Here is a 26,001-nt window from a genome sequence, read left to right as displayed (position 1 = left end):
AACAAATGTTCTTAAAGCAAACTACGTACAGAGTTAGTCATTATAGCTGAGAATTGGTTCCCGTGTTGTGAAGCTTATTCATAATTTATGTCGAGATTATTTAAACCTGTCATTTTATCGACTAACGCTTTGCTAGATGCTGCTGTAAATAAGCGGCTTGCTGTTCAGCAAGGTTCGACAATAAATTCTGTAGCTCTCTGACCAACGCGCTATAACCGGGTTTTTCCAGCGGCTGCTTTAAATTAAAGCGATAAGTGCTGATTACTTGCTCATCTTGTTTGATTTGCCAGTGCCCGCTTAAGACTGCTTCACCGGTTTCTGTGCCATGAAACTGATCTATTTGGGTGGCAATGCTGTAGTTCCAATCACTGTTGCGGCCGAGGGAACCATCGTCAACACGACTGTTACTTAGCTGTTGATCAAGTTCGTTGTGTAATACGCGGGTAATCGCTTGATCGGGGTGTTCTGCCCAAAGGTGTTGATTGGCAATACGAATATGGTTTTCGCGAGTGAGCAGAGCAATCCCCGGTGTATTGATATATGGGGCCACTTTAACGGGCTTAATCCCAATCACTTGTTTGTAGGTTTCTTTTACATAACTCTGACTATCGCTGCTAAGAAGATAGTACTGACTCTGTGGATTGCTGCCTTGGGATGCGCAACCACCTAAAACACCCAGCATAATCAGGCAGCCAAAAAGGTGCATAGTTTTATTCATTAGGTCGGCCTCCTGGGATTGGGTCCGCGCTTTTGGGAGCATCAAAAATAAGCGCATTAGGTTTTTCATCCAGTGTTTTGAGTACCGGTTGAAGCTGTTTTAGCGTTTGCTGCAGCGTATCTAATGAGCGGTTCATCTCTTGGTAGAGCTCGCTTTGTGGGGCGATCCCTTTTGCAGCTAAGCGAACTTCTTTTAAGGTCGCTTTTAACTCTTCTGGTAGGGCTTGGGTGTGGTTATTACGCACTAAAGCTTCAATCTCTTTCAAAGTACCATTCAGTTGTTTAATCGCTTTTTCAGAGGTGTTCAGCGTTGAATCTAGTTGAGAGATGAGTGGTTCAACCTGCAACTGTTCGATCTTGCTGAGTACTGCGCTGAGTTTGTTCTCTAATTGTGCAAAGCCACCTGATACGGTTGGAATCACAGGGTAGCCATCAAACTCGATAAGGTTCGCTGTTTGCTCTTCGGGGTAGAGGTCGAAATCGACAAATAGACTGCCCGTAATTAGATTGCCGGATTTGAGGCTGGCGCGCATTCCTTGTTGTATCCAAAAACGCAGTTTTTCATGAGCGTTATGCAGTACTTCTTCTTCATCGTCATAACCTAAACGTCCCGGTTCTAGACGAATAATTACCGGAATACGCGGGTCTGATTCACCGGTAATTTCAGCAATTTGGAAAGGAATACGCTCAACCGTACCTATACGCACTCCGCGAAACTCGACAGGTGCTCCGGGAACGAGCCCGCGGACCGTTTGATCGAATAGCAGTAAATATTCATTGTAAAAGGCATAAGGCTGTTCTTTGACGCTCTCAAAATCTGGGTAAAGTTGATAGCGATCACCATCAGTTGCTGCTTGGCCTTTGCTATCGCCATCAATGACATCAAATGTCACTCCACCTGCTAGAAGGGTATCCAATGTGCCGGTTTGCACATTCACGCCATCAGCCGAGAGATTGAGGTTGATACCGCTCATATTCCAGAAACGACTATCTGTTGTTACGAGTTGATCATAAGGTGCTTGGATAAATAGATCGTATACCGCTTGCTTAGCTTGAGTGTCGAAGGTTAGTTGTTCGATACGGCCGACAGGGAAACCACGGTAGACCACTGTATCACCCACGCTGAGTGAGTGAGCATTATCGCTGATCAGTTGAAGTCTTAAACCTGGCTCTGATGCTGAGGTGACAGGCGGCTCCTCTAAGCCTGTGTACTTCGTTGTTTTCTGTTTCCCTTCACCGGGGCTCATCTCTATATACGCGCCCGATAGCAATGTACCAAGGCCACTCACGCCACCAGTGCCTACACGGGGTCGTACCACCCAAAAGCGGGTGTTGTTTAGAAGGAGTGCTTCAGCTTCGGGCTCGATTCGTGCTTTAACTAAAACGTTGCCATCGGCGTAATTGAGTTGGACTGATTCGACCTTGCCGACCTCGACACTTCTAACCTTAATCTTGGTTTTACCAGCTTCTATGCCATCAGCAGTAATAAAGGTAATACTGACCAATTGACCACGGTTAGCCCAGTCCTGGTAGATCATCCAACCGCCAAGAAGCAGAGCAATCAGAGGCAATATCCAGATGCTGGAAATTGAGCGTTTTGCGCTGATAACCGGTGTAGGGTCTGTTTTCGAAGTAGACATAATTAAGTTGCGTCGTCCATTAAGTCGGTCAGAGGTTCTTGTCCATGATTGATGGCGCGTATTTCTGTGTCGCTCAGGTTATCCCATATTAAGCGGGGGTCAAAGCTGATCGCCGATAACATAGTTAAAATCACCACGCTGGCGAAGGCGATGGTGGCAATGCCGGGTTGAATACTGACTAGCCCGCCTAGCTGTACCAGCGCTACTAAAACCGCGACGACAAAGACATCGATCATCGACCAGCGACCAATCAGTTCAGTGATGCGATACATCCACATCCGTTCAGTTAATTTGTGTTGGTGTCCCGCTTGGACACTATAAGCCAACCAAAAGATCATTAGCATTTTAGCAATCGGAACCAAAACACTGGCGATCAAGACCACCAGTGCGATTGGGTAAGAACCATGCTGCCAGAGCAGAACCACCCCGCCCATTATGGTGCTGGGATCTTCCGAGCCTAATAGTGTGGTATTCATGATCGGATAGATATTTGCCGGTAGATAAAGAATTACTGCTGTAATCAGGTATGCCCAGGTTTTCTGCATGCTGTTGGGGATTCGTGGATGCAGTTTGCTTTCACAGCGTAGGCAATTTTTTTCGTTCGCTGGGTGGAGCAGATCACAGTGATGGCAACTGATCATATCTTGCTTTAAGGCACTGCCTTCTGACACTTGTACTTTTGTGCGTTCAATCCCGGCGCAATAATCCAGTTGATGCCACAACTGCAATTTGTCGACGGAGGTGATAGTCGTGATAAGACAGATAGCAAAGAGTACATAGGCCCAGAACGACATCCCGATGACTAAGTCTGCCATCCCCGCGATTTTAACCAAACTTACCAATACGCCGATAAGAAAAACTTCCGCCATTCCCCAGGGGTGCAGGGTAAACAGGAGCCGCGTGACTTGATACATCCAGCGCCAACTTTGATTGAGTTTTAACGGAATCAGAATAGCCAAGTAGGCACTTAACAGTAGAGCAGGGATTAGAATAATAAAGCAGAGTAGTAGTAAGGCTAGTATAGGAAAACCGAGTTGAAGTAGGTCAAACCCGCTCTGTGCTAGAGAGACTTCCTGTTCACGCCCTTGGGATTGAAAGGCTAAAAATGGAAATGGCAGGGACAGAAATAGAAAGATCAGTGCGCTAATGGCAAACGCTATAGCACGATCAATGCTGTTTGGTACTTTTGCCGTCAGTTGATGCCCGCAACGTCGGCAGTGTGCTTTTAACCCGGGTGAAAGATCAGGAATCTCCTGAATTAGGTCACAGCAGTGACAGGCAACTTTTTCTACGGACATTGAAAATTATCAGCTCAATCTGATGGTTTCTTTGATTTTACCCTAAACGCTTTCATCTGCGAATTTCCTAATATCTACATAAATTTGGCGCTAATCGGTTCAAATTGGTAGGAATGAGCAGAGCTAGCTAATCTTAAAGGGATTGAATGAACTTTTCCTGAAGGGGCGTATGGGACAAGAGATCAGTTCTCATAAATTTAGTGAGCAGGCTTATAGCCAATTCAGAATGCGTTTAATGGAAAACCTAGATGGGCTGAAATCGATGTTGAATCGGCCCGGTTTTGGTTGTGGGCCTTCATCTATAGGTGCTGAGCTGGAGTTATATCTGGTAGATAAGCATGGGAGGCCTCTCAGTTTAAATCGCGAAGTGATTAATCGAAGTGGCCATAAGCAACTAGCACTAGAGTTGAACCGCTTTAATCTTGAATACAACTTAAAGCCGGTTGCGGCTGCAGGCACGCCGTTCAGCCAGATGGAAAATGAGATGGCCAGTGCCATCGAATTGGTGAACCATCATTTATCTGCTGAACAAGGGCAAGCCTTGCCTATAGGTATTCTGCCGACGTTAAAACGTAGTGATTTTGGCTTAAAGGCTCTCACTGATGAATCGCGTTTTTACGCATTGACCCAAGCGCTACAAAAGCTGCGGGGCAAAATGTTTTGTATCAAAATCGAGGGAGATCCTCCTATTTCTCTGCGCTCTCGAGATGTTTCATTAGAGGGAGCCAATAGTTCCATGCAGGTTCATTTCCGAGTTAGCCCCGAGCGTTTTGCTTGCACCTTTAATGCCCTGCAATTAGTGACGCCGGTAGTGGTTGCTTTAGCGGCGAACTCTCCCTTTATGTTGGGGCACAAATTATGGCATGAGACACGTATCCCCTTGTTCAGACAAGCAATTGATGGGCGTTCCCATGAAGAGTGTGATCGAGGCATTCCTTCCCGTGTCGATTTTGGTAACGGTTGGGTTCGTGAGGGGGCTTATGAGCTATTTGCAGAAATGGTGCATCTACATGAGCCGATACTGCCGGTAATTGGTGACGAAGATACTCTAGAGATCATAAAAAATGGTGATGTCGCTACATTACAAGAGTTATGCCTTCATGCCGGCACGGTCTGGCCTTGGAATAGGCCAGTTTATGATCACAAAGAGGGGGGGCATTTACGGATTGAGCTTAGGGCTCTGCCCGCTGGGCCGACGCCTTGCGATATGGCCGCGAATGCAGCTTTTGCACTGGGAGTTGCCAAAGGCCTTCAGGAACAGATGGATGAAATCATCCCTGCAATGCCATTTAGTGTGCTGGTTAAGAACTTTTATTTAGGGGCTGAAAAAGGTTTGCAGGCGGAGCTGATGTGGCCAGTCTTAAGTCAGGCTGGTGGACTTAAAAAGTTAAGTGTTGCTGAGATTGTTCAGGAGTTGCTGCCCGTTGCTTATGCTGGATTAAATGCCTTAGAAATTGATCCACAAGAACGGAATCACTATCTAGCTGTGATCAAAGATCGTGTCGATACAGGGATCACAGGAGCCTATTGGCAACTGCGTGAATACCAGCGGTTATATAAAAAATTAAATCACAATCAAGCGCTTACTCAGATGGTGCAACGTTATATGACGTTGTCGGCCACGAATGAGCCAGTAGTGAGGTGGTAGCTATTGTTGAGGTGCTTTATATGGAAGGGCATAGGGTATGAGAACGCTGATAAATCCTACTTCTGAGCAACTATTGGAAAGCCCAGAAGTGTTCTTAAAAGAGATGGGCGAAGCGGTGATGATCTATGTCGAAGGGGAGCGGAGCGAGCGTACCCGTGGTTTAGTGACCCTATTGCATGGAAATGAACCCTCTGGCCTTAATGCGCTACACAAATGGTTAAAGCAGGAGCAAAGGCCGCTGTTTAATCTGCTCTGTTTTATACCCTCTGTTCCTGCTGCTATTTTGGAACCCATGTATAAAAACCGCGTATATCCTGGGCAGCGGGATATGAACCGTTGTTTCTTCCCTCCTTTTACGGATGCACCGGGGCAACTTGCTGAAGAGATCTTAGAGCTGTTTGAGGATTATCAACCTGAGTGCATCCTCGATATTCATAACACCTCAGGGCATAGCCCAGATTTTGGCGTAGTGACTTATGTGAGCGAAGCACATGAAGCACTCGTCTCCCTTTTTAGTGAACGTTTAGTTGTAACCGATCTGCGCTTAGGCGCGTTGATGGAGCGAAGTACGCGTCGCTGTCCGGTAGCGACCATCGAGTGTGGGGGAGCTAAAGATCAAACGGCCAATCAGATCGCGTGGCAAGGTTTACAAAAATTTCTCTATCAAGAGGAGGTAATGCAGTTAGAGCACGGTCACCATCTAGATCTGTACCGCCAGCCAGTTCGTTTAGAGCTTCAGCCGGAAACGACGATCGCCTTTGCTGATAGTTATGTGATCGGGACCGACCTGACCGTACCTGCGCAATTAGATCAATTTAACTTTGGCGCAGTAGAGCGGGGCACTTTAATCGCTTGGTTGGGGGGCGGTACTTGCCAGCAAAACTTAAAAGTTCATGACGCTGAAGGGGCTGATGTTTTTTCTCGTTTCTTTGATATTAAGGGCAATCTACTCGTCACCGCACAGCCACTGAAGCTCTTTATGATTACCACTCGGCCAGATATCGCCCTCAGTGATTGCTTATTATATGCCGCTGCGGAAACCGAACATGAGGTCGTCGATACCTAACTAATTGAAAAGATTAAGCTTGATTGCAATCTAAAATTGCGCGGGAAAATGAGAAAATCGATTTATAAACGGGCATTCTGATCTATTTATTATGCAGCGGTAAAGCTGTATAACTAAGGTCTTATAACATCTGCTGGATAGTCACTAAGCACTAAAACGTGATTAATTGATTGTATAGAGAGCTTGTATTACTCATGATGCCGCGCATTTTAAAGTCGCTTACCCAAAACCCTTTCGCATTTTCTGCGATTGTCTTTGGGGTGGTGATGCTGGTGTCAGCTTTCTTTGTGAGTCATGAATTTGAGCGTATTCGCGAAAACATTAAACAGCAGGCATTTGTAAATCTTTTGACCTTAGGCGCCCGATTAGAGGGCGAAGTAAATGCTCACCTTGTTGTATTGAGGGGGCTACGAGCTGAGGTGGCAATCAATTCTGATATCAACCAAGGTGAATTTTCTCGCCTTGTGGAAGAGTATCTACAAACAAAACTAAGCATTCGGCATATCGCCTTGGCGCCCGGTTTAGTGGTCACCAATATCCATCCCTTTAAAGGTAATGAAGCTGCGTTAGGTTTAGATTACAGAGAGCTTCCAGATCAATTACCAGCGGTTATGGAATCGATTAAGCGCAATGAAATTATCCTTTCCGGTCCAGTAAACCTCGTCCAAGGAGGTACAGCCCTTATCGCTAGAGTCCCAGTATTTGTGGGTGAAGATCGAAATATGCTTTGGGGTATTGTATCAGCTGTGATCGATGATGAAGACCTGTTGCACAAAGCTGGGATAGATATTCGTCTTTGGGGCAATGAGATAGCCTTGAGAGGTAGTGATGGCTTAGGTGTCGATGGTGATGTGTTCTTTGGTAATAAAGAAACCTTCCACCCAGATGCGGTAACCGTTGATGTTATTCTACCATTGGGGCGTTGGCAGTTAGCTGCTTATCCGCAAGGTGGATGGCAGGTTAAAAACAGACAAGTTCTGGGCTATTGGCTTATTAGCTTGTTGGTTAGCTTTGTTTTGGCTATGGCTACTTACCTGATTGCTCTGAATTACCGTGAAAAGCTTCAAGCGATCGAAACGGCAACTTACCGTGCAAACTATGATGCGTTGACCGGCTTATCAAATCGTTACCATTTCGGCCAGCAGTTGCAGGCAATGATCTATGATCATCAACGTCATAATCATATGTTTGCGCTGTTCTTTATCGATCTCGATTACTTTAAAGAGGTTAATGATAACTGGGGGCATCACACCGGAGACGAACTTTTACGTTTGTTTGCAGGGCGCATGCGCAGCATTGTACGCAGTGATGATCTGCTCGCACGTCTAGCGGGTGATGAGTTTGTTATTATTCTGCGTGATATTGAATCTGCTACTCAGGCTGAATTGCTTGCCGAAAAACTTCAGATGGAACTGGGGGAGCCTTATCTTATTGATGGCCAGTACCTCTCGGTTACACACAGTTTAGGTATTGCTATGTACCCTGAAGATGGACATAGCATGCAACAGCTATTGCAGAATGCTGACCGTGCGATGTATGCAGCTAAACGTGCCGGTAAAAATAGAATTTTCTTCTTTAATGAAGCATTGAGTCAGGAAGTGAAGCATCATGTCCAGTTGCATAACGACATACTGGCAGGCTTGCGTGAAGGGCAGTTTGAACTCTACCTCCAACCTATCGTTGCTTTGGATACCCAGGAAATTGCCAAATGTGAGGCACTTGTACGCTGGATTCATCCTATTAGAGGTATAGTCTCCCCTGGAGATTTTATCCCAGTTGCAGAACAGACAGGCGCTATTCGCAGCCTAGGTGAATGGATCTTAGATGAGGCTTGCCATCTGTCTGATAAGTTCAAGCAGGCAGGTATCGATATGCAGATTTCGATTAACCGTTCTGTGGCGGAATTTTTCCCGAAAGATGCTGACGCCCGTTGGTTGCAGATTATTGATGGTCACGATGTGGATCACAACAATCTGGTGTTTGAGATTACCGAGTCGTTGTTGATGGAAGGTGGCGATAGTCAGTTAGATAAGATCAAACGCTTGCGTGAGCAAGGTATCGCTTTCTCTATTGATGATTTTGGTACGGGCTATTCTGCGATTAATTACCTACGTCACTATCCTGCGGATTACTTGAAGATTGATCGTAGCTTTGTGATCGACCTCTTGGATGATGAGCAGGACAGAACGCTGGTCGAGGTAATCATCAAAATGGGTCAAACCTTGGGCATCAAAGTCGTAGCTGAGGGTGTTGAAAACCAGCAACAGCTAGATATGCTTCGCGAGTTTGGTTGTGATTATGTTCAGGGGTATTTCCTTGGGCGTCCGGTACCCTTCGATCAATTCTTAGAATTCCTTCCGAAAGAGATTCACTCTTAATTGTAGTATAGGAAATCTCCATATAGCTCTAGGCTATCAACCGATTAGTTTTGTTTAATTATTTTTATTCAACGTTTTCGCCTATATTAACTCTAACGAAACGCAAGTCATCCAGACGCGACACTTAGAGGAATAAGTCATGCTACAGAATAGCGAAGGTAAGAATATCCCAGCAGTAACTTTTCACACTCGTCAGGGTAATGAGTGGGTTGATGTAACGACTGCAGAGCTTTTCAAAGGTAAGAACGTAATTGTATTCGCACTGCCGGGTGCATTTACACCAACATGTTCTAGCACGCATTTGCCTCGCTACAATGAGCTTGCGCCAGTATTCGCAGCAAATGGTATTGATGACATTATCTGCCTTTCTGTAAACGATACATTTGTAATGAACGCTTGGGCTGAAGATCAGCATGCAGACAACATCACTTTTATCCCAGACGGTAATGGTGAGTTCAGCGCAGCGATGGATATGTTGGTCGATAAAGACAACCTAGGTTTTGGCAAGCGTTCTTGGCGTTACTCCATGCTGGTGAAAGATGGCGTGATCGATAAGATGTTTATCGAGGCTGACCTTCCAGGCGACCCGTTTGAAGTATCTGATGCTGATACCATGCTGGATTACATCAATCCGCAAGCGGAACAGCCAAAACGCGTAACAGTATTGAGTAAGCCAGGTTGCCCGCACTGTACACGTGCTAAGAAAGCGCTGACTGACAACGGTTACAAGTACGAAGCGATTGAGCTAGGTAGCCACGGAGTAAGTTTCAGCACGTTGCAAGCGGTTTCAGGGCACGGCACAACGCCGCAGATCTTTATCGATGGTGAATTGATTGGCGGTGCTGATGATCTTGAAGCGTGGTTGAAGGGATAAACCGACGTTTTTAGAAAGGTTAAGGATGAATAGGAGAAACAAAAAAGCCGTAGCAGATCTGCTACGGCTTTTTCATTTTATTCTCATTTTTATCAAGAGGGATCTTAATCTTTTAAGCGCAATCCGCCCGGCTCAATGGTGATCTTGCCTTGTTTTAGTAGAGCACCCACAGCCATTTTGAATGCCTTTTTACTAATGCCAAAGTGCTTGTAGATCACTTCTGGTGAGGATTTATCATTGATCGTGATAAATCCTTCCTGCTCATCCATCATATCTAGGATCTGCTGTACGGTATCTACAACCTTGCTGTATCCCGGCTTTTGCATGGAAAGGTTGATCTTGCCGTCCGCGCGTACTTCTTTGATGTAGCCTTTAAATTTTTGGCCAGGGTAAACCGTTTTCAATACATCGCTACGGAAGATCAGGCCCCAGTGCTCGTGGTTAACAATCGCTTTTTGGCCTAGGTCGGTACGGTTGGCAATGACCAACTGAACCTCCTCGCCTGCTTTGTAACGAGGTGGTGTTTTATCCAAGAATTTATCGATCTTAGTGGATGCCACAATACGGTTAGTGTTCTTATCTAGATACAAGCGAACCAGATAGCGTTTACCTACTTCAACAGGGCGGTTCTTTTGCTCGCTGTAAGGTAGAAGCACGTCTTTGGAAAGGCCCCAGTCTAAGAAAGCACCTACATCGTTTACTTCTGAGACTTTCAGCATGGCAAATTCGTCAACGATCGCCTTAGGTGTTTCCGTGGTCGCAATCAGATAATCATCGGTATCAAGATAGATAAATACGCGGATACTGTCGCCGACTTCTAAATCTTCTGGGCAGTAACGTTTAGGTAAAAGTATTTCGCCGAGTTCACCTGCATCCAGATAAACGCCAAAATCTTTCTCTTTGATTACTTCCAGAGTGTTGTATTTGCCGATAGCGGCCATGGGAAAACCTTTCGATAATGAGTAGAAGGAGCAGCATCGCTGCTAAGCACAGTATTATCCTAGTCCATCGCTCAATATAAAAGCTCTAAAACGAAAAAAGCCTCCTTAAAATAAGGAGGCTTTCTGCGTATCAGAATAAGATAGGATTATTCGTTTACGCTACTTGCTTGCATGGAACGGGTTTATTTACCCATGCGACGGATCGCCTGTGGGGTAAAATCTTTATGTTTAAAGCGTTGGCTAAAGTCGAATCCATTACCTTCTTCGTTGGTCAAACTACCCACTAGGTATCGACCCGATTGAAGATCATAGAGCGCTTCAGCAGTCAGCCAAGGCACATTTACATCACGGTATTGGAACTGGTGGGATTCACCTACACGCCATAGCTCGCCTCGACCGTCGTAGTGATCGACAACAGCAATCTGCCAGCTATCTTCATCGATGTAGAATGTACGTTTCGCGTAGATATGACGTTCACCATCTTTAAGCGTTGCTTCTACTTTCCACACGCGATGTAGCTCATAACGCGTTAGTTCTGGATTCATATGGCCAGGTTGAAGGATATCTTCATACTTCAACCCACGATCAGCTAGCTTGAAGCTGTTATATGGAATGTAAAGCTCCTGTTTGCCTACAAGGTTCCACTCGTAGCGATCAGGAGCGCCGTTGAATAGATCAAGGTTATCGGTCGTACGTTGCCCATCACTGGCTGTGCCCGGTGCGTCATATGCAATTTGAGGCGCACGACGAACACGGCGCTGACCGGCATTATAAGTCCAAGCCTGACGAGGTTGTGCAATCTGGTTCATCGTCTCATGAACCAGTAGCACGTTGCCTGTTAGGCGTGATGGCGCTTTAACGCGCTGGACAAAGTAGAACAGGATATTGTCATCTTTCTTAGCATCAGAGCCGCCTTCTAAAGCGCTTGGCCAAGACATCTTTTCGTTAATTTTTACCGCAGTAAAATTACCGTTAGCTTGCACAGGTACTTGCACAAAAGTCCTTTCCAATGCACCGCCACGGTAGCGAGTCATGTGGTTCCAGATAACTTCTAAACCGTTTTCAGGGATTGGGAAAGGGATTGCTGTTTCAAAGCCTGATAGGCCGTTGCCGCCATCGGTTAGTTCTGCGCTGGAAGCATTCTGTTTTGCTGCAGCATAAACATCTGCTGGTAATGCGGCTGTACGATGGGTTGGGTACACAGGGATAGAGTAACTATCAGAATACTTTTGCAACATCGCCATCTGGCCGGGTGTAAGGTTATCCTTGTACTGATCAGCATTGGCTGCAGTGATAGTGAATAGTGGCTTTTCGCTTGCAAACGGATTGCTGTATCGATCAGAACCACTTTCTAAACCGCCGGTCCATGCCGGAATCGTACCTGCTGCATTACCCGCTTTTTCCGCACCGATCGGGGTTAGTTGATTGCCCAATTGAGCTACCTGCTCAGGTGTTGCGGCATAAACGCTTGCCGAGGCAAAAAGAATCGCCGAACTCAGCAGAAGTTTCTTGGTATTAAACATAGTGTATATCTCCATTTATCTGCTGATCTTAGAAAGAAACGGATGCGCTAATTGATAGGAAGTCTCGGTCTTCAATAGAGTTGAAATCTCCACCGAAGAAGTCGGTATAAGAAAGCTGAACTTGATACTTATTCAGGTAATCAGCGGTTAGGCTCAAACCGAGAGTTTTCTCATCTTCATTAAATGCAGCACCTGGCTGAGGGCCATAACCTTCTAAACCGTGCTTAAAGCTGATTTGTGGCGTTAGGTTTACACCGGCAAAAGCGTTTGGATAGTTTAGGTTAGCGCGCAATACGTAACCGTAAGAGTCCTGAGTTACGAAACCATCGGTATCACCTGCGGCGTAACCGAATGCACCATTACGACCGTATTTAAGCGCGTTGGCACTCTCATCCAAATCATGAACGTGAGTCCAGGCTAATTCACCTACCATGGTTAAGCGACTAGCACCTAATACCTGATCGTAGAATTTGACAAAGCTTGTTTGGACTTGGGTTACATCGAATGGAGTAAAACCAGATACTTCACCGCCAGCACCCGCTGATGCAATTAGATTATCGGCTGCAGTATTACCTACACCTCCAACGTTCTGTTGAAGAATCGCGCCTACTAATAGCGGTCCGTTTATCTGAACAGGAACGTCGGTTTTATGGCTGATCTCACCTGACCAAGCAATATCACCAATATTGGTATTAAAGCTTAGGCCGATCATTTCGATATCTTCGGGATATTCAACGAAATATTCAGAATCGAATGCTGCTACTATAGCTGCTGCTGCGGGGCTCACACCGCCGGCAATGGTGGGTAGATCGGCTGCAGATACTGAGGAGTTAACACCACTCGTTACTGGTAGTCGGCTATGATAACGAGAGAAGTATAAACCGAACTCGGTATTATTCAGTTCTTCTGAAAAGTAGCGTAGTGCTATACCAAACTGGCCATCGTCATCGGCTTCTCTGCGGCCATCTTCATGTCGATTAACAACAGGGTTAATCGCTGTTCCAAGATCTACCCCTGACAATGCCCATACACCGCCTGTACCTAAGTTGTTAAAGTACTCTTGATCCGATACGTTCACACCTAATAACGCAGATAGAACTGGGTCAGTGGTTTGTATCCGAATGCCGTCGCAACCCTCTCCAACGAAGTCATTGTTGGAGAAATAGGTACCACAACCGTCGATCGCTGTTGGTTCCCATTTAAGTTGGTAGAAACCTTCAACACTTAGATTGGCTGTTAGGCCTAGTGACGCAAAAGCCATATTTACTGGAAGTAAGCCTTCTTTAACCTCAGCGCCTGGACGTCGGAAAGCATTAACATCAAAAGGGTTAATCGCGTTTAAGCCGCCTTGAATAAATGTGCTTTCACCCCAGTTAACAACTTGGCGACCAACACGTACATCGAGTGGTTTTTCGCCTAAATCAAATGCACCGTACCAGTAGGCATCCAATACTTCGAAACCACCGAACTTGGCGTAATCGTTAAATCCAGAATCGTCTAATTCTGCGCCGGGATCATAAAGGTTAGGCGAGTGGCCATGGTTTCTGGAACCGGATTCCAGTTCAGCGTCGTACCAGTATTTAGCTCGGGTAAATACGCCCATATTTTCATAGCGTAGTTCAAGGTCGTGTACACCTTTCACGATTTGAGAGAAGGTTTCACCTTTATCAAAGTTCTGGTTACCGTCATCGTAACTACCTGAGCCAAGGCTAGTACCACCATTTCCTTGCGAAATTAGCTTTGAAGATGCGTCATCCATACGCCAGCTCGCTCCCATTGAGATCTGAGAGTCAAAGCGACCTTCAATATCACCCAGATTAAATTCAATTGCTTGAGCCTGATTTATGCCTACTGCACTACCAATTAGTAACGGCAGTAGTTGGCGTGTAAACACCGAGGATGGTTTTTTGCTGCGACGCAAAATCCGGTTTTTTGTTGCCATTTCGTTCACCTAGCGTTGTTATTTTTTTAAGGCGCAAATTGTGTTTTCTATCTAAATCCATTGCGGCTACTCGGTAGGTTTATAAAACGGGCTCTACAGAGTAGTTACAGAGTCTTTAACGCTATCCATGTTCACTGGGTTAAGAAAATCTCTCAATAACAATTGAGGGCAAAGTTATTAACAAAATAGTTCGTTAGCTTGAAATTATTAACATAATAGTTCATGAATAAGAAAGGGAAGTGCGTTTCATCAAAAAATAAGAACAAAATAGGTTAGAGAGTCATGGAGCGTAAAATTACCGTACCCGCTGGGTACGTCCGTCACTTATTGCAATTAGTTGAAGAGCAAGGCTTCAGCGTTGAACAGCTGTTGACCCATGTCGGTATCGATCCGGCCGAAATTGGTAATCAGACTGAATTTCCAGCGGATAAGTTTGGTTTGCTCTATCAGCGCATTTATTACATCGCTCAAGACGAATATTTCGGAATGTTGAGTGGCGGTAAGGTGCCAAATGGAACCTTCCGCATGATGTGTCATTGCTTAATTCACTGTACAACGCTAGAGAAAGCGATCTATCGTGCCAGTGATTTTCATGAGATCTGTCGCGGCACAAAAGTTAAACCTTATCTGGTGCGCAAAGGCCGTTTTGCGAAGGTTTCGTTTACCACAACGGACGCGGCTGAAGTCTCTATGGAAGAGATTTTAAAAGACGAAATACCAGGGCGTATTCGAACTTCGCTATCGATGTGGCAGCATTTTTTATGTTGGCTAATTGGCAAAAGATTAGAGCTGAAAGCAGCCTATTTTTCCTTTGCTGAGCCAGACGATGTGGCGCAATACAAAACCCTTTTTCAGTCAGAAGTTAAATTTGATCAGCATGATAATGCCATCGTTTTTCCTGCGCGTTATTTGGATTTTCCTATTGTTCAAACCCCTGAGACTTTGCGTAGTTTCTTAAAAACTGCTCCTTATCAGCTGATCGTAATGGTGGATGATGACACCAGTTTGAAGTCCCAAGTGGTGGCTTTGATTGGTAAGGACTTTAGTCAGGATCTGCCAAGTGCTGAAGAAGTAGCGTATCGACTACATATGTCAGTATCGACACTACGGCGTCGATTGTTGGAAGAAGATACCTCCTATCAAAAGATCAAAGATGAGTGTCGCAAGCTAGCTGCGCTTAACTATATGAATTCCCCACAGTTATCGATCAATGATGTTGCAGGGTTGATGGGATTTGAAGAGCCCTCCGCGTTCTTTAGGTCATTCAAAAAATGGACAGGTATGACTCCAGGGGAATATCGGCGTAGTGATAGCTATTGCCAGCAATTAGCTGATTCTTAATGCTATAAATTGGCCCTAATCATAGGGCCTTTTTTGTTTCTAGAACGTTTTTGTTAGTCATTGAGGTGTGAAATGTTATTGCTGGATATGGGCGCTGGAACGATTATGTTAATAGCATTTCCCAATGTGAATTAACGTCGAGTTATTACAATAAAAAGCCTGAGCCGACCTAAGCGGTAAGCAGGTTAAGACGGAGCAAGTTATACAATGAGCGATTATCGATACCCGTATCAAGATGGTGTTTTTGTCTTGAATGAGCTGGTGGGGTTAGAACAGATTTGTCATTCAGCAGGTCTAGAAGAATTTGCTGAAGGCTTGGCTGAAGCGGTTTTAGATGAGGCTTCTAAGCTAGGCACGGAACAGCTTGCTCCTCTAAATGTTGTTGGTGATCAGCAAGGAGCAAAATTAGTTGATAACCAAGTACAGGAAACGCCTGGTTTTTCTGATGCCTACCAGCAGTTTTGTGAAGGCGGCTGGCCATCGCTTGCGGCTAATCCTGAATTTGGAGGTCAGGGTCTACCTAACGCACTCTCTGTTGCGGTTAACGAAGTGTGGCAGTCTTCCAACTTGGCTTGGGCTTTATGTCCTCTGCTGACTCAGGGCGCGATTGAAGCTCTAGAAACTCATGGCAGTGAACAGCTACAGCAGCACTACCTTCCTAGGCTTATCAGTGGTGAGTGGACTGGCACCATGAACTTAACCGAACCTGATGCTGGTACTGACTTAGCAGCCCTGAAAACGCGTGCTGTACCAGAAGGTGATCACTACCGAATTACTGGCCAGAAGATCTTTATAACTTGGGGCGACCATCAGATGACTGAGAATATCGTTCATCTGGTATTGGCGCGCTTGCCTGATGCCCCGGCCGGTGTAAAAGGGATTTCTCTCTTTGTTGTGCCTAAATTTTTGTTGGATGAAAATGGCCAAGTAACTGATCAACGTAACGATGCCTCGGCTGTGGCGCTGGAACACAAGCTAGGTATCCACGGCAGTCCTACCTGCGTGATGAGCTTTGGTGATAACGACGGTGCCATTGGTTACTTGGTAGGTGAGGAAAATAATGGCCTTGCTTGCATGTTTACGATGATGAACGATGCGCGCCAAGGTGTAGGCCTACAAGGTTTGGCTATCTCGGAACGTGCTTATCAACAGGCGTTGGAATATGCCAAAGATCGTGTTCAAGGAACCTTGAGGGATGGTTCTCGCGTTACGATTATGAAGCACCCTGATGTTCGCCGCATGTTGTTGCAGATGAAATCAGGTATTCAAGCTATGCGCGCATTAACTTATGTTGCTCGCGCCGAAAGTGATCTTTGTCAGCATGCTCAAGATAGTGAACAACGCGCTAAACATCAGGCGCGAACTGATCTTCTCACGCCGATTGTAAAAGGCTGGGTAACAGAGTTAGCGCAAGAGATGACCTATCTTGCGGTGCAAGTGCACGGCGGTATGGGCTTTATAGAAGAAACGGGCGTTGCACAACATTATCGCGATGCCCGTATCTTGACGATTTATGAAGGTACAACCGGTATTCAGGCTTTAGACCTGATCGGTCGAAAAACCTTGGTAGATAGTGGTGCTGCACTCACTGATTTACTGAGCGAAATTGCTAGCGATCTTGATCAGATCTCCGAACCTGAACTGCAAGACCTAGTTAGCGCGATCCGTGATGCCCTTAAGCATGCAGAAGAAGCTAAAAAATGGGTATTGGAAACCGCGAGTAAAGATCCAGCTGCAGCAGGTGCAGCCAGTGTCAGCTTTATGATGTTGCTTGGTTATCTTTGTGGTGGTTGGTTATCGGTTAAATCAGCCAGCATTGCCCAAGCTAAGCTAAATGATCCTGAAAGCGATCAGTCATTCTTAGAAAGCAAAATAGTATCGACACGCTTTTATGTAGAGCAGTTGCTACCTCGTACGTCAGGACTGTTGAGCGCAGTCATGGCAGGTGGTGATGCGGTGATGCAGCTTTCTGAAGAACAGTTTTAAGTAGACGCCATATAGGTGAGAGAGGTGAGTTATGAGTGATATGGCGCGTGAATCAATGGAGTTTGATGTAGTCATTGTTGGAGCCGGTCCTGCTGGATTATCCACAGCCTGCCGTTTGATGCAGCAAGCTCAAGAAGCGGAAAAAGAACTAACCGTTTGTGTGGTAGAGAAAGGTTCTGAAGTTGGAGCACATATTTTATCGGGCGCAGTCATTGAATCCCGTGCTTTAGATGAGTTGTTTCCTGATTGGAAAGAGCAGGGTGCACCGTTAAATACTCCGGTGACCGAAGATCAGATCTTTATGCTCAAAGACGAGGAAAAAGCCACCCAGGTTCCTAATATGCTGGTTCCTAAAACGATGCATAACAACGGTAACTATATTGTTAGCTTGGGTAATCTATGCCGTTGGTTGGCGGAGCAAGCTGAGCAGCTTGGTGTGGAAATCTTTCCTGGCTTTGCTGCAGCAGAAGTTCTTTACCATGAAGATGGCAGTGTAAAAGGCATTGCTACTGGCGATATGGGTCTTACTGAATCAGGAGATCAGAAAGATAGTTATATGCCGGGTATGGAACTGCATGCTAAATACACGGTGTTCTCAGAAGGCTGCCGTGGGCATTTAGGCAAAGAGTTGATAGAGCGCTTTGACCTATCAGCCGACGCTGATGCTCAACATTATGGCTTGGGTATAAAAGAACTGTGGGATATTGATTCTGAGAAGCATAAGCCCGGTTTAGTTGTGCATGGTTCAGGGTGGCCATTGAGTGATGGCGCGAGTGGCGGTTTCTTCCTCTATCACACAGAGGGTAATCAAGTGGTTGTCGGTTTGATTATCGATCTGAACTACTCCAATCCATATTTAAGCCCGTTTGATGAGTTTCAGCGTATGAAGCATCATCCCGTTTTAAAACAGTACCTAGAGGGCGGCAAGCGCGTCTCCTATGGTGCTAGGGCGATTACAAAAGGTGGTTTTAATGCCCTGCCTAAAATGACCTTCCCAGGCGGCATCATTGCTGGTTGTAATGCCGGTACGCTTAACTTCTCGAAGATTAAGGGTACGCATACGGCAATGAAGTCGGGCATGTTGGCTGCAGAAGCGATTTTCGATGAGTTAACTCAGTCGGGTGAGGGTAGTAAAGAGCTAAGCGGTTATGCGCAGAAGTTTGAATCTTCTTGGTTGTATGATGAATTATTCCGCTCACGTAACTTTGGCCCTGCGATGCATAAGTTTGGTCCGTTGTTAGGTGGGGCCTTTAACTACATCGATCAGAATATCTTTGGTGGCAAAATTCCATTTACGCTGCACGATACTCATGCCGATTACGCACAACTGAAGCCTGCTTCTGAGTGCAAAGAGATTAGTTATCCAAAACCTGACGGCGAGATCAGCTTTGATAAGCTCAGTTCGGTGTTCCTTTCAAATACCAATCATGAAGAAGATCAGCCGTGCCATCTTCAGTTAAAGGATGAAAGTATTCCTTTAGGTTCAAACCTATCAACCTATGCTGAACCTGCGCAGCGATATTGTCCTGCTGGGGTGTATGAAGTGGTTGAGGATGAACAGGGGCAAAGATTCCAAATAAACTCGCAAAATTGTCTACACTGTAAGACCTGCGATATTAAAGATCCGGCCCAAAATATTAAGTGGGTAGTCCCAGAAGGTATGGGCGGACCAAATTATCCAAATATGTAGTTTGTAGAAATCCGGTGAGGCGTGTTTATCCGGTTGTTTTTTAATCGTTTCTGGTTAATCTTTAGTCGAATTTCCAGAAACTGAAAAAACTTTGAAAAATAATCAGTTTTTTTGCAAAAACAGTACGTAATTAGTTGACACAAAAACTCATTGCGATAATATACGCGCCGTTCCTGCGGAGGGATGGCTGAGTGGTCGAAAGCACTGGTCTTGAAAACCAGCGGTCCGAGAGGGCCCTAGGGTTCGAATCCCTATCCCTCCGCCATTTACTGGAACAGCAGTTCCCTGATAGCTCAGTTGGTAGAGCAGTAGACTGTTAATCTATTGGTCGCTGGTTCGAGTCCAGCTCAGGGAGCCATATTAAGAGTTGGGTCGTTAGCTCAGTCGGTAGAGCAGTTGGCTTTTAACCAATTGGTCATAGGTTCGAATCCTATACGACCCACCACTCTTAAACTTCTTTAGCGAAATTCTTTCGCAATCTTATGTGGGTCGTTAGCTCAGTCGGTAGAGCAGTTGGCTTTTAACCAATTGGTCATAGGTTCGAATCCTATACGACCCACCACTTTAAGAATCCAGCCATGAGCTGGTTTTTTTATGCCTGAAAAATACTCGTTGTATAGGATGAGAACCGTCAAAAGGTTCGATTCGCAGGGCGAAGCCTGTAGAAAACTATTCCCTTAAATAAAAGGGAGCTTGCGACGCTGGCCCGAAGGGCATTAGTAATCCTATACGACCCACCACTTTAAGAATCCAGCCTTGAGCTGGTTTTTTTATGCCTGAAATTCAGCACGACTTCGCCGTTTAGGACGTTACTTCGTGGCTAGAGGACGCAGCTGCGCTGCTAGAGGACGGCTGCGCATAGAGGTTGCTTTGTTAATCTCTATCATTGGCGATCCTAAATTTACTGAACTATTGATCCAGCTCGGACTCTATTTCTTGAATAACTGCTAAAGTTAGTGAGTGGTTTCTATACAGTTGTTTCTCTAGAGGGTTTTATGTTGCATCCCGACCAGTGGGTAATCGAGGAAAAGGATGATCTGGTGCCATTGGATAAGTGGCAGAAAACAGTGGATGTGATGGCGCGAATCTTTCAAGCGCCTGCGGGCTTTATTGTCCAGTATCGCCCAAAAGGCTATCAGGTAGTGATTGCCAGTGATCAGGAATCGAATCCATACCCTGCTGGGGTAGAGATTACGCCGGATACCAACATTTTTTGTAAAAAAGTCGTGCAGGAAGGGCATGAACTATATGTCAAAAATGCCCAAGAGGATTCTGCTTGGGATACCAACCCTGAAGTTGCTAATGATGGTTTTAGCTCCTACCTAGGTTTGCCGGTGCAGTGGCCATCAGGCGAGCCGTTTGGAACCATCTGTGTCATGGATTTTGAATCCACAGATTACCGCGCTGAATACATAGATCTGGTGAGTGAGTTTAGAGATCTGATCGAGGCTGATCTGCGTCTCCTTTCTCAGTATGAAGAGATTTCTAACCTGGCAATGACAGATGAGCTAACAGGGCTTTATAACCGTCGTGGCTTTATGTCTGTAGCAACGCATTACTCGGTACTCGCCAAACGCACCGGAATGGCTTTAGGTTTACTCTATTTGGATCTAGACGACCTTAAGGGAATTAATGATCGTCAAGGTCATAGTTCTGGCGACCAAGCTCTTAAGAGCCTTGCAGAAGCTATACGAAGCTCTATCAGAGAAAATGATATCTCTGCGCGTATGTCTGGTGATGAGTTTGTAGTGCTCGCTGCTGCAGAGTCGCAGGCTGACTTAGATAAAATCGCTGAGCGAATTAGCCAGGGGCTTAAGGAAAATCAGCTAAGTGTCAGTATTGGTAGTGTGATGCTTGCTGGTAATCAGGCGATTGAGTATTGGCTGGAGCAGGCTGATAGTAGGATGTATCGGGAGAAGAGTGGCTAGGTATTAGTTGTTAGTTGCTAGTTGCTAGGAAAGGACGCCGCTTCGCGGCTAGAGGACGGCTTCGCCTTTTAGGACGCCACTGCGTGGCTAGAGGACGGTTTCGCCTAGAGAAAAAGCGTGAGTACAGGGTGCTTCTATCTTATTTCGGCAGTTATATTTTCCTCCCTTCTAGCTATATCAGTTTCATAATGCCTGTAAAATAAAGTTTTATTTTATCAGCTTGTTTGTCGTCTTGTGCTCCTTAGCTATTGAGCGTAAAAGTAAATAATACAGTTATACTTATCTTAAAGTTGTTATAGGCCTGTTTCATATGGGTGCTGATCCTAAGCCTCTCTCATCAAGCTTGAATGATATCGATGGATCGATTCTCAGTTATATAAATGATCCGGTTTCTATCGTAGATAAGGATTATATCTACCGTGCGGTAAGTCGTGGCTATGAACTTATGTTTCAGCAGCCTGCTTCAGAGATTCTAGGCACCCACGTAAGTGACCTTCATGGCCCCGAAGTATTCAACGGTTTTTTGAAGCCTGCATTAGATAGAACACTGGCGGGGGAGTCCTTTGAGTTTCAATTTTCGAGACCTGGCCCAGACGGTAATCTCATTCATATTCATAGCAAGCACTCGGTTTATAGTGGTCCTTTGACGGAAGGCTTGGGTGTGGCAGTTGTGGCCCGAGATATAACTGAGCTAATAAATGCAACGCAAAAACTAGAAGAGGAACGTGTTCTTCTAAAAAAAGAACGAACTCTGCTTAAGAACATAATAAATACGCTCCCGGACTTTATCTTCGCCAAAGATGATAAGGGTGTATACCAGGTAGTGAACCGCAGTTTTGAAGAGTTTATTAATAAGCCCTCGAATGAAATCTTAGGAAAAACAGATGCAGATCTTATGTCCAAGGAGTCTGCAGGCTATGTTCGGGGTATAGATGCTCAGGTTCTGGATACCGGGGAGGCTCACAGAGATGATGAATGGGTAACCTATGAAGATGGTAGACGCCGATTACTGGATATGCATAAACTGCCGTTGGTAAATGAATGCGGTGAAGTAAATGGGGTTTTGGGTATTGGCACTAACGTTACGTTTGAAAGTCAGGCTGAGCAGAATCGCCAAATAGCTTCGGTATTCTTCGAGGTGACCAATAACCCCTGTTTTATTCTAAATGCTCAGTCTGAAGTATTAGCTGCAAATTCAGCGGCTCAGAGGGCATTTGATTTAGATGAGAGGCCGGAGGGTTCCGTATTTGATTATTTTTTTGATGCAGCAGGTGGCAAGTGCAGCCTTGAAGAGTGCTTAGGAACTAATCACTATTGGAGCGGGGAACTCTGTGACAACAAGAATAGTACTTATTTTGCTTCGCTTCATAAGGTTGCTGCTCAATCTAAACTCGCTGATCGATTTGTCTTGGTTTTTCAAAACCCAGAAGATCATACTCAGGTTGCTCAGGAGTTGCTGACAAAAGCTTATGAGGATCCCCTTACTAAGCTGCCAAATAGAAGGCTATTCTTTTCAAAATTAGAGAGTGCTCTAATTCGCGCTGAACGTCAGTTGAAAAAGATAGCGGTACTGTATATTGATCTTAATAGCTTCAAGCCTATAAATGATAATTTTGGGCATGAGGTTGGAGATAAGGTCTTAATTGAGTTAGCTAGAATCCTGATCTCTTGTTTAAGAAAAACAGATATCGTTGCTCGAATTGGCGGTGATGAGTTTGCTGCACTGGTCGACACAAACTCATTGGAAGAAGCTAAGCTCATTGTAAGTAAGATTCATCAAACTATAGAAAAATCATTCTCTGTAGAGCAATTACCCAATCATAAAATCAGTGTCAGTATTGGAATCAGTTGTTTTCCAGATGATGCAGGCGCAGCTGAAGAGCTATTACGCATTGCTGACCAAAATATGTATAAAGCGAAACAGAAATATAAGTCTCAATCTGTTTAGGACGCCGCTTCGCGGCTAGAGATCGGCTTCGCCTTTTAGGACGCCACTGCGTGGCTAGAGGACGGCTGCGCCTAGAGAAAGAGATGGTGTTGTTGTAGCTTCTGCTTTGTGCCAGAAGCGGACATCAGAGCGCTTGCTTCTAATGTGGGGCTAATACATAGTTACAGGACAGGATGTTTCTATCCAATTTTGTACGTGGTCGTTTTCACTGGAGGAAAATGATAGTGCAGTTCAAATGCCATTTCCCTTTCTGCATAGATAAAGAATCTGTGTGTTTTCAAAATATAACTGTTTGAGCAGCCTTATATGATGAAGCTAATGAAAAGGTTAGGAAGGGATCTGTTGTATGGTGGTTCTCGTAAAATATCCCCTTTTGAAAAAACTGTTTTAGATAGTTTACGAGAACATATTACCGAAAATGATAGAAATGCGATCAATATTCAGTTGAACCACTTGGATAGGATTCAAAGACAAACAGATAGGGTGTCTGCATTTTATTTCGAAGATATTGAATCAGTTCCGAAGACAGAAGATTTAAGCGATGAGCATTCTCTTGGAGTTTTTAAAGTCAATTCCACTAATGGAAAAGCCACTGTAAAAGTGTTCTGTTGTGATGGGGTATTATCATCAATCGAATGTACCAAACCAGTAGAACACAGTGCTTGCCCCAAAATTCTATCCGTAGTTTCCTATCAGAATGTGAAAAGTGAGATCGACGAACTAGATAAAGAAGAGCACGGTTGAGGTGTGCGCAAATTTTCAAAGGGTGGTAATTTAGTATTATTCATTCGGGTATTGGCAGCGTGAAGAAAAGGAATATAGAGAAAGGAGATCTGCTCAAATCGAACCCACTGGATGGTTATTGGGTTTGTTCTATTGTGCTGACTCATAGGGAAAAGAGTGAGTCATATAGCTCCGGGTCTCATGTTGCAATCACCAATGCTGTTTTTGATCATGACTTCGATCTTTCCGAAATCGATACTGATAACCTAGAAATTATTCATACCACTAACTTTGAGGGTTATGTCGTACCATGTATCGAAATGTACGCATCGAAACTAGTTAATGGGATTGAGGTAATTGGACAGGTTTCAAGTGAGCATTTCTATAAACACGCCCTAGAATTTAAAATAGGTCGTGGGCATGACGGAGGATGGCCATCATGCGGCCCACTTAAAAAATCATTAGGGCATGAAGCTGTTCATCAGTGGCGCTCCATAAATGATAGCGAAGCTTGGTTAAAAGACATCAGGGAAGCAGAAAAGAAGCATTCAGAGATGATAGTGCGTTTAAATAACGGTAATAGACACACTGAGGATACCAGCTCCAGTCAATCGCTATGGGATCGTGTTAGGAAAAAATTTAATAAGTAATATATGTCCGAAATGTGTCGAAAGCAGACAAACTAAATTTTCTAGCTCCCGTAAACCATCAGTAACCATGAGCATCCTAACCACCGAACGACTTACCTTGCGCTCTTGGCTAGACGCTGATTTCCAGCCATTCTTCGAGCAAATCAATTCCGACTCTGATGTGATGGAGTATTTCCCGGGTACGCTTTCTCGTGAGGAGAGTGATGCATTGGCGACTGAACTGCAGCGTCGTATCGATGTGAATGGTTGGGGTTTATGGGCTGTTGAGGAGAAGGCTTCTGGGCAGTTTATTGGCTTTGTTGGTTTGAATAGCCCTCTGATAGAGCTACCTTTTACGCCTTGTGTTGAGGTGGGTTGGCGGTTGAGTAAAGCGTTTTGGGGTAAGGGCTACGCGACTGAGGCGGCAAAGAAAGTGTTGGAGTTTGCGTTTGTCGAGTTGGAGCTTGAGGAGGTGGTGTCATTTACGGCAGTGCCTAACTCACGTTCTCAAGCGCTAATGACACGTTTGGGGCTGTGTGATGTTGGGGATAACTTCAATCACCCTGCTGTACCATCAGATAGCCCACTCTACGAACACGTATTGTTTAAAATCTCGCGCGATGAGTGGGCTAGATCGCTTTAGGCTTTAGATCAATATTAAGCGTACTCGATCTTAGTGATTTCGTACCAAACTTCGCTGCCGTCAGGTTTCTGTAAACAAACCTCTTCGCCAAGCTGCTTTTTCAGCAATAACTTTGCGAGGGGTGAATCCATAGAGATGTAATCAGAGCCTGCACCTATCTCATCAGGACCGACGATGCGGTGGCGTTTTTCTTCATCTTCTTCATCTAAGAGTGTTACCCAAGCGCCGAAAAATACGGTATCGCGTTTATCTGGTGTTGGAGCGCGGTCTACTACCACCATATCTTCTAAGCGTTTGGACAGGTAACGAACGCGACGGTCAATTTCGCGCAGCTGCTTTTTACCGTAGATATATTCTGCGTTCTCGGAGCGGTCCCCTTGAGCGGCAGCTTCTTTTACCGATTGGGTAATTTCAGGACGTTTTACCTTCCAAAGATATTTCAGCTCGTCGTTCAGCTCTTTATAGCCTTCGGCTGTAATGTATTTAGAACTACGAGGTTGAGGGGGGCGCCATCTTCCCATGGTGGTTTTTCTCTAATTTTTCTGTGATTTTCAGTAAAGAAGTTTAGCGTTTTGCCGATACAGTCGTCACTAGTTTCAACACTAGATTGTTAATTCCGGTTGTAGATAGGCTTTATGCGTACAGAACAGATTCAAACTCGAATAGAGGGCTATACCTCCAATCTGAGCCAAGCGGTTCAGAGTGGTAGTGGTGCGCAGTTCTCTATGCTGCTGAGTTTGATTCATTCTAACCAGCAGTTGATGAAGCCAGATGCTGTGCCTGCTGCGTCGGATGCAGAGTTTCGTTTACCGGAAACCCAGTCCAAATACCCTGATCCAAATGAGTTACATGATAGTCAGGTTGTAGAGCGATTGAATATGGCCGTGCATGACGGTTTAGTGGGTGATTTTGCCTATGTGAATGGCTATCTACATAGCCATAGCAATACGCCACGTCAGCAGCAATTATCGTCAGATGAGTACGCTAAGGTTGCGTTGATGTCGACCGGTCAGTTGATGATCGATGAGATTGAAAGCTCCCGTTCACAGATCCGTACGGCAGCTTAATTTAGTCACTAATTCAGGT

General features: G+C 45.1%; 20 protein-coding genes and 4 tRNA genes. 17 read left to right on the top strand and 7 right to left on the bottom strand.

Features of this window, described 5'->3' with window-relative positions:
- Positions 1–121: 121 nt before the first annotated feature.
- From ACMXYW_RS13775 to ACMXYW_RS13765, 3 genes are read right to left on the bottom strand one after another with little or no spacing between them, the layout of a single operon-like run.
- Positions 122–718, bottom strand: a complete 597-nt coding sequence (locus ACMXYW_RS13775; protein ID WP_415904425.1) for a membrane integrity-associated transporter subunit PqiC — start codon at positions 716–718, stop codon at positions 122–124.
- The gene (pqiB, locus tag ACMXYW_RS13770) at positions 711–2,357 is read right to left on the bottom strand and encodes an intermembrane transport protein PqiB (RefSeq protein ID WP_415904424.1); all 1,647 of its coding nucleotides are present in this window, start codon (positions 2,355–2,357) and stop codon (positions 711–713) included. The genes ACMXYW_RS13775 and pqiB overlap by 8 nt, the downstream gene beginning before the upstream one ends.
- Before the next feature lie 2 nt (positions 2,358–2,359).
- Complete coding sequence (locus tag ACMXYW_RS13765) at positions 2,360–3,655, bottom strand: PqiA/YebS family transporter subunit (RefSeq protein ID WP_415904423.1); 1,296 nt, start codon at positions 3,653–3,655, stop codon at positions 2,360–2,362.
- 169 nt (positions 3,656–3,824) lie between these two features.
- On the opposite strand from ACMXYW_RS13765, the gene ACMXYW_RS13760 reads away from it, so the two are divergent.
- The 4 genes from ACMXYW_RS13760 to ACMXYW_RS13745 all read left to right on the top strand — a co-directional run bounded on the left by ACMXYW_RS13760 (position 3,825) and on the right by ACMXYW_RS13745 (position 9,621).
- Positions 3,825–5,303 carry a glutamate-cysteine ligase family protein gene (locus tag ACMXYW_RS13760; protein WP_415904422.1) on the top strand — a complete coding sequence of 493 codons (1,479 nt, stop codon included), beginning with the start codon at positions 3,825–3,827 and terminating at the stop codon, positions 5,301–5,303.
- A 37-nt stretch (positions 5,304–5,340) separates the two neighbouring features.
- A complete protein-coding gene (locus ACMXYW_RS13755) occupies positions 5,341–6,369 on the top strand; it encodes a succinylglutamate desuccinylase/aspartoacylase family protein (protein ID WP_415904421.1) in 1,029 nt (342 codons plus the stop codon).
- A 194-nt stretch (positions 6,370–6,563) separates the two neighbouring features.
- Positions 6,564–8,747, top strand: a complete 2,184-nt coding sequence (locus ACMXYW_RS13750) for a putative bifunctional diguanylate cyclase/phosphodiesterase (protein WP_415904420.1) — start codon at positions 6,564–6,566, stop codon at positions 8,745–8,747.
- 139 nt (positions 8,748–8,886) lie between these two features.
- Positions 8,887–9,621, top strand: coding sequence for a glutathione peroxidase (locus tag ACMXYW_RS13745; RefSeq protein WP_415904419.1), 735 nt, complete (start codon positions 8,887–8,889; stop codon positions 9,619–9,621).
- 104 nt (positions 9,622–9,725) lie between these two features.
- Here ACMXYW_RS13745 and ACMXYW_RS13740 read toward each other — a convergent pair whose 3' ends face one another.
- From ACMXYW_RS13740 to ACMXYW_RS13730, 3 genes are all read right to left on the bottom strand, one after another.
- Entirely contained in the window at positions 9,726–10,562 is an 837-nt protein-coding gene (locus ACMXYW_RS13740; RefSeq protein ID WP_415899151.1) for a S1 RNA-binding domain-containing protein, read from the bottom strand.
- A gap of 182 nt (positions 10,563–10,744) precedes the next feature.
- Positions 10,745–12,085 (bottom strand): DUF1329 domain-containing protein, encoded by a 1,341-nt coding sequence (locus tag ACMXYW_RS13735; RefSeq protein WP_415904418.1) that lies wholly within the window; start codon positions 12,083–12,085, stop codon positions 10,745–10,747.
- A 28-nt stretch (positions 12,086–12,113) separates the two neighbouring features.
- On the bottom strand, positions 12,114–14,027 hold the full coding sequence (locus ACMXYW_RS13730) for a DUF1302 domain-containing protein (protein ID WP_415904417.1): 1,914 nt from the start codon (positions 14,025–14,027) through the stop codon (positions 12,114–12,116).
- A 282-nt stretch (positions 14,028–14,309) separates the two neighbouring features.
- Here ACMXYW_RS13730 and ACMXYW_RS13725 point away from each other — a divergent pair, with 282 nt between their 5' ends.
- The 12 genes from ACMXYW_RS13725 (at position 14,310) to ACMXYW_RS13670 (ending at position 24,915) form a co-directional block, all read left to right on the top strand.
- On the top strand, positions 14,310–15,368 hold the full coding sequence (locus ACMXYW_RS13725; protein ID WP_415882356.1) for an AraC family transcriptional regulator: 1,059 nt from the start codon (positions 14,310–14,312) through the stop codon (positions 15,366–15,368).
- 207 nt (positions 15,369–15,575) lie between these two features.
- A complete protein-coding gene (locus tag ACMXYW_RS13720; RefSeq protein WP_415904416.1) occupies positions 15,576–17,354 on the top strand; it encodes an acyl-CoA dehydrogenase in 1,779 nt (592 codons plus the stop codon).
- Positions 17,355–17,394: 40 nt separating this feature from the next.
- Positions 17,395–19,044 carry an electron transfer flavoprotein-ubiquinone oxidoreductase gene (locus ACMXYW_RS13715; RefSeq protein WP_415905892.1) on the top strand — a complete coding sequence of 550 codons (1,650 nt, stop codon included), beginning with the start codon at positions 17,395–17,397 and terminating at the stop codon, positions 19,042–19,044.
- Positions 19,045–19,221: 177 nt separating this feature from the next.
- Positions 19,222–19,309, top strand: a tRNA-Ser gene (locus ACMXYW_RS13710).
- 17 nt (positions 19,310–19,326) lie between these two features.
- Positions 19,327–19,402, top strand: a tRNA-Asn gene (locus ACMXYW_RS13705).
- Positions 19,403–19,413: 11 nt separating this feature from the next.
- A tRNA-Lys gene (locus ACMXYW_RS13700) sits at positions 19,414–19,489 on the top strand.
- A gap of 41 nt (positions 19,490–19,530) precedes the next feature.
- A tRNA-Lys gene (locus tag ACMXYW_RS13695) sits at positions 19,531–19,606 on the top strand.
- Between the two features lie 433 nt (positions 19,607–20,039).
- Positions 20,040–20,972 carry a diguanylate cyclase gene (locus ACMXYW_RS13690; RefSeq protein WP_415904415.1) on the top strand — a complete coding sequence of 311 codons (933 nt, stop codon included), beginning with the start codon at positions 20,040–20,042 and terminating at the stop codon, positions 20,970–20,972.
- A 310-nt stretch (positions 20,973–21,282) separates the two neighbouring features.
- Positions 21,283–22,920, top strand: a complete 1,638-nt coding sequence (locus ACMXYW_RS13685) for a sensor domain-containing diguanylate cyclase (RefSeq protein WP_415904414.1) — start codon at positions 21,283–21,285, stop codon at positions 22,918–22,920.
- Positions 22,921–23,226: 306 nt separating this feature from the next.
- Complete coding sequence (locus ACMXYW_RS13680; RefSeq protein ID WP_415904413.1) at positions 23,227–23,664, top strand: hypothetical protein; 438 nt, start codon at positions 23,227–23,229, stop codon at positions 23,662–23,664.
- Between the two features lie 59 nt (positions 23,665–23,723).
- Positions 23,724–24,293, top strand: a complete 570-nt coding sequence (locus tag ACMXYW_RS13675) for a hypothetical protein (protein WP_415904412.1) — start codon at positions 23,724–23,726, stop codon at positions 24,291–24,293.
- Between the two features lie 67 nt (positions 24,294–24,360).
- Positions 24,361–24,915 carry a GNAT family N-acetyltransferase gene (locus ACMXYW_RS13670; protein ID WP_415904411.1) on the top strand — a complete coding sequence of 185 codons (555 nt, stop codon included), beginning with the start codon at positions 24,361–24,363 and terminating at the stop codon, positions 24,913–24,915.
- A 14-nt stretch (positions 24,916–24,929) separates the two neighbouring features.
- On the opposite strand, the gene greB is transcribed toward ACMXYW_RS13670, so the two are convergent.
- Positions 24,930–25,436 carry a transcription elongation factor GreB gene (gene greB / locus ACMXYW_RS13665; RefSeq protein ID WP_415904410.1) on the bottom strand — a complete coding sequence of 169 codons (507 nt, stop codon included), beginning with the start codon at positions 25,434–25,436 and terminating at the stop codon, positions 24,930–24,932.
- A 114-nt stretch (positions 25,437–25,550) separates the two neighbouring features.
- Here greB and ACMXYW_RS13660 point away from each other — a divergent pair, with 114 nt between their 5' ends.
- A complete protein-coding gene (locus tag ACMXYW_RS13660) occupies positions 25,551–25,982 on the top strand; it encodes a hypothetical protein (protein WP_415904409.1) in 432 nt (143 codons plus the stop codon).
- The last annotated feature ends 19 nt before the right edge of the window (positions 25,983–26,001 follow it).

Origin of the sequence: Neptuniibacter sp. QD48_55 (assembly GCF_047778115.1) — a bacterium.
GTDB lineage: Bacteria > Pseudomonadota > Gammaproteobacteria > Pseudomonadales > Balneatricaceae > Neptuniibacter.
Note: the sequence above shows the minus strand (reverse complement) of the source record. Positions and strands in the feature narration are given on the sequence as shown.

Coding starts and splice junctions, on each gene's coding strand:
- ACMXYW_RS13715 (WP_415905892.1), top strand. CDS start 17,395: ATGGCGCGTGAATCAATGGAGTTTGATGTAGTCATTGTTGGAGCCGGT.
- pqiB (WP_415904424.1), bottom strand. CDS start 2,357: ATGTCTACTTCGAAAACAGACCCTACACCGGTTATCAGCGCAAAACGC.
- ACMXYW_RS13720 (WP_415904416.1), top strand. CDS start 15,576: ATGAGCGATTATCGATACCCGTATCAAGATGGTGTTTTTGTCTTGAAT.
- ACMXYW_RS13755 (WP_415904421.1), top strand. CDS start 5,341: ATGAGAACGCTGATAAATCCTACTTCTGAGCAACTATTGGAAAGCCCA.
- ACMXYW_RS13670 (WP_415904411.1), top strand. CDS start 24,361: ATGAGCATCCTAACCACCGAACGACTTACCTTGCGCTCTTGGCTAGAC.
- ACMXYW_RS13750 (WP_415904420.1), top strand. CDS start 6,564: ATGATGCCGCGCATTTTAAAGTCGCTTACCCAAAACCCTTTCGCATTT.
- ACMXYW_RS13730 (WP_415904417.1), bottom strand. CDS start 14,027: ATGGCAACAAAAAACCGGATTTTGCGTCGCAGCAAAAAACCATCCTCG.
- ACMXYW_RS13660 (WP_415904409.1), top strand. CDS start 25,551: ATGCGTACAGAACAGATTCAAACTCGAATAGAGGGCTATACCTCCAAT.
- ACMXYW_RS13775 (WP_415904425.1), bottom strand. CDS start 718: ATGAATAAAACTATGCACCTTTTTGGCTGCCTGATTATGCTGGGTGTT.
- greB (WP_415904410.1), bottom strand. CDS start 25,436: ATGGGAAGATGGCGCCCCCCTCAACCTCGTAGTTCTAAATACATTACA.
- ACMXYW_RS13735 (WP_415904418.1), bottom strand. CDS start 12,085: ATGTTTAATACCAAGAAACTTCTGCTGAGTTCGGCGATTCTTTTTGCC.
- ACMXYW_RS13765 (WP_415904423.1), bottom strand. CDS start 3,655: ATGTCCGTAGAAAAAGTTGCCTGTCACTGCTGTGACCTAATTCAGGAG.
- ACMXYW_RS13760 (WP_415904422.1), top strand. CDS start 3,825: ATGGGACAAGAGATCAGTTCTCATAAATTTAGTGAGCAGGCTTATAGC.
- ACMXYW_RS13680 (WP_415904413.1), top strand. CDS start 23,227: ATGATGAAGCTAATGAAAAGGTTAGGAAGGGATCTGTTGTATGGTGGT.
- ACMXYW_RS13745 (WP_415904419.1), top strand. CDS start 8,887: ATGCTACAGAATAGCGAAGGTAAGAATATCCCAGCAGTAACTTTTCAC.
- ACMXYW_RS13690 (WP_415904415.1), top strand. CDS start 20,040: ATGTTGCATCCCGACCAGTGGGTAATCGAGGAAAAGGATGATCTGGTG.
- ACMXYW_RS13740 (WP_415899151.1), bottom strand. CDS start 10,562: ATGGCCGCTATCGGCAAATACAACACTCTGGAAGTAATCAAAGAGAAA.
- ACMXYW_RS13685 (WP_415904414.1), top strand. CDS start 21,283: ATGGGTGCTGATCCTAAGCCTCTCTCATCAAGCTTGAATGATATCGAT.
- ACMXYW_RS13725 (WP_415882356.1), top strand. CDS start 14,310: ATGGAGCGTAAAATTACCGTACCCGCTGGGTACGTCCGTCACTTATTG.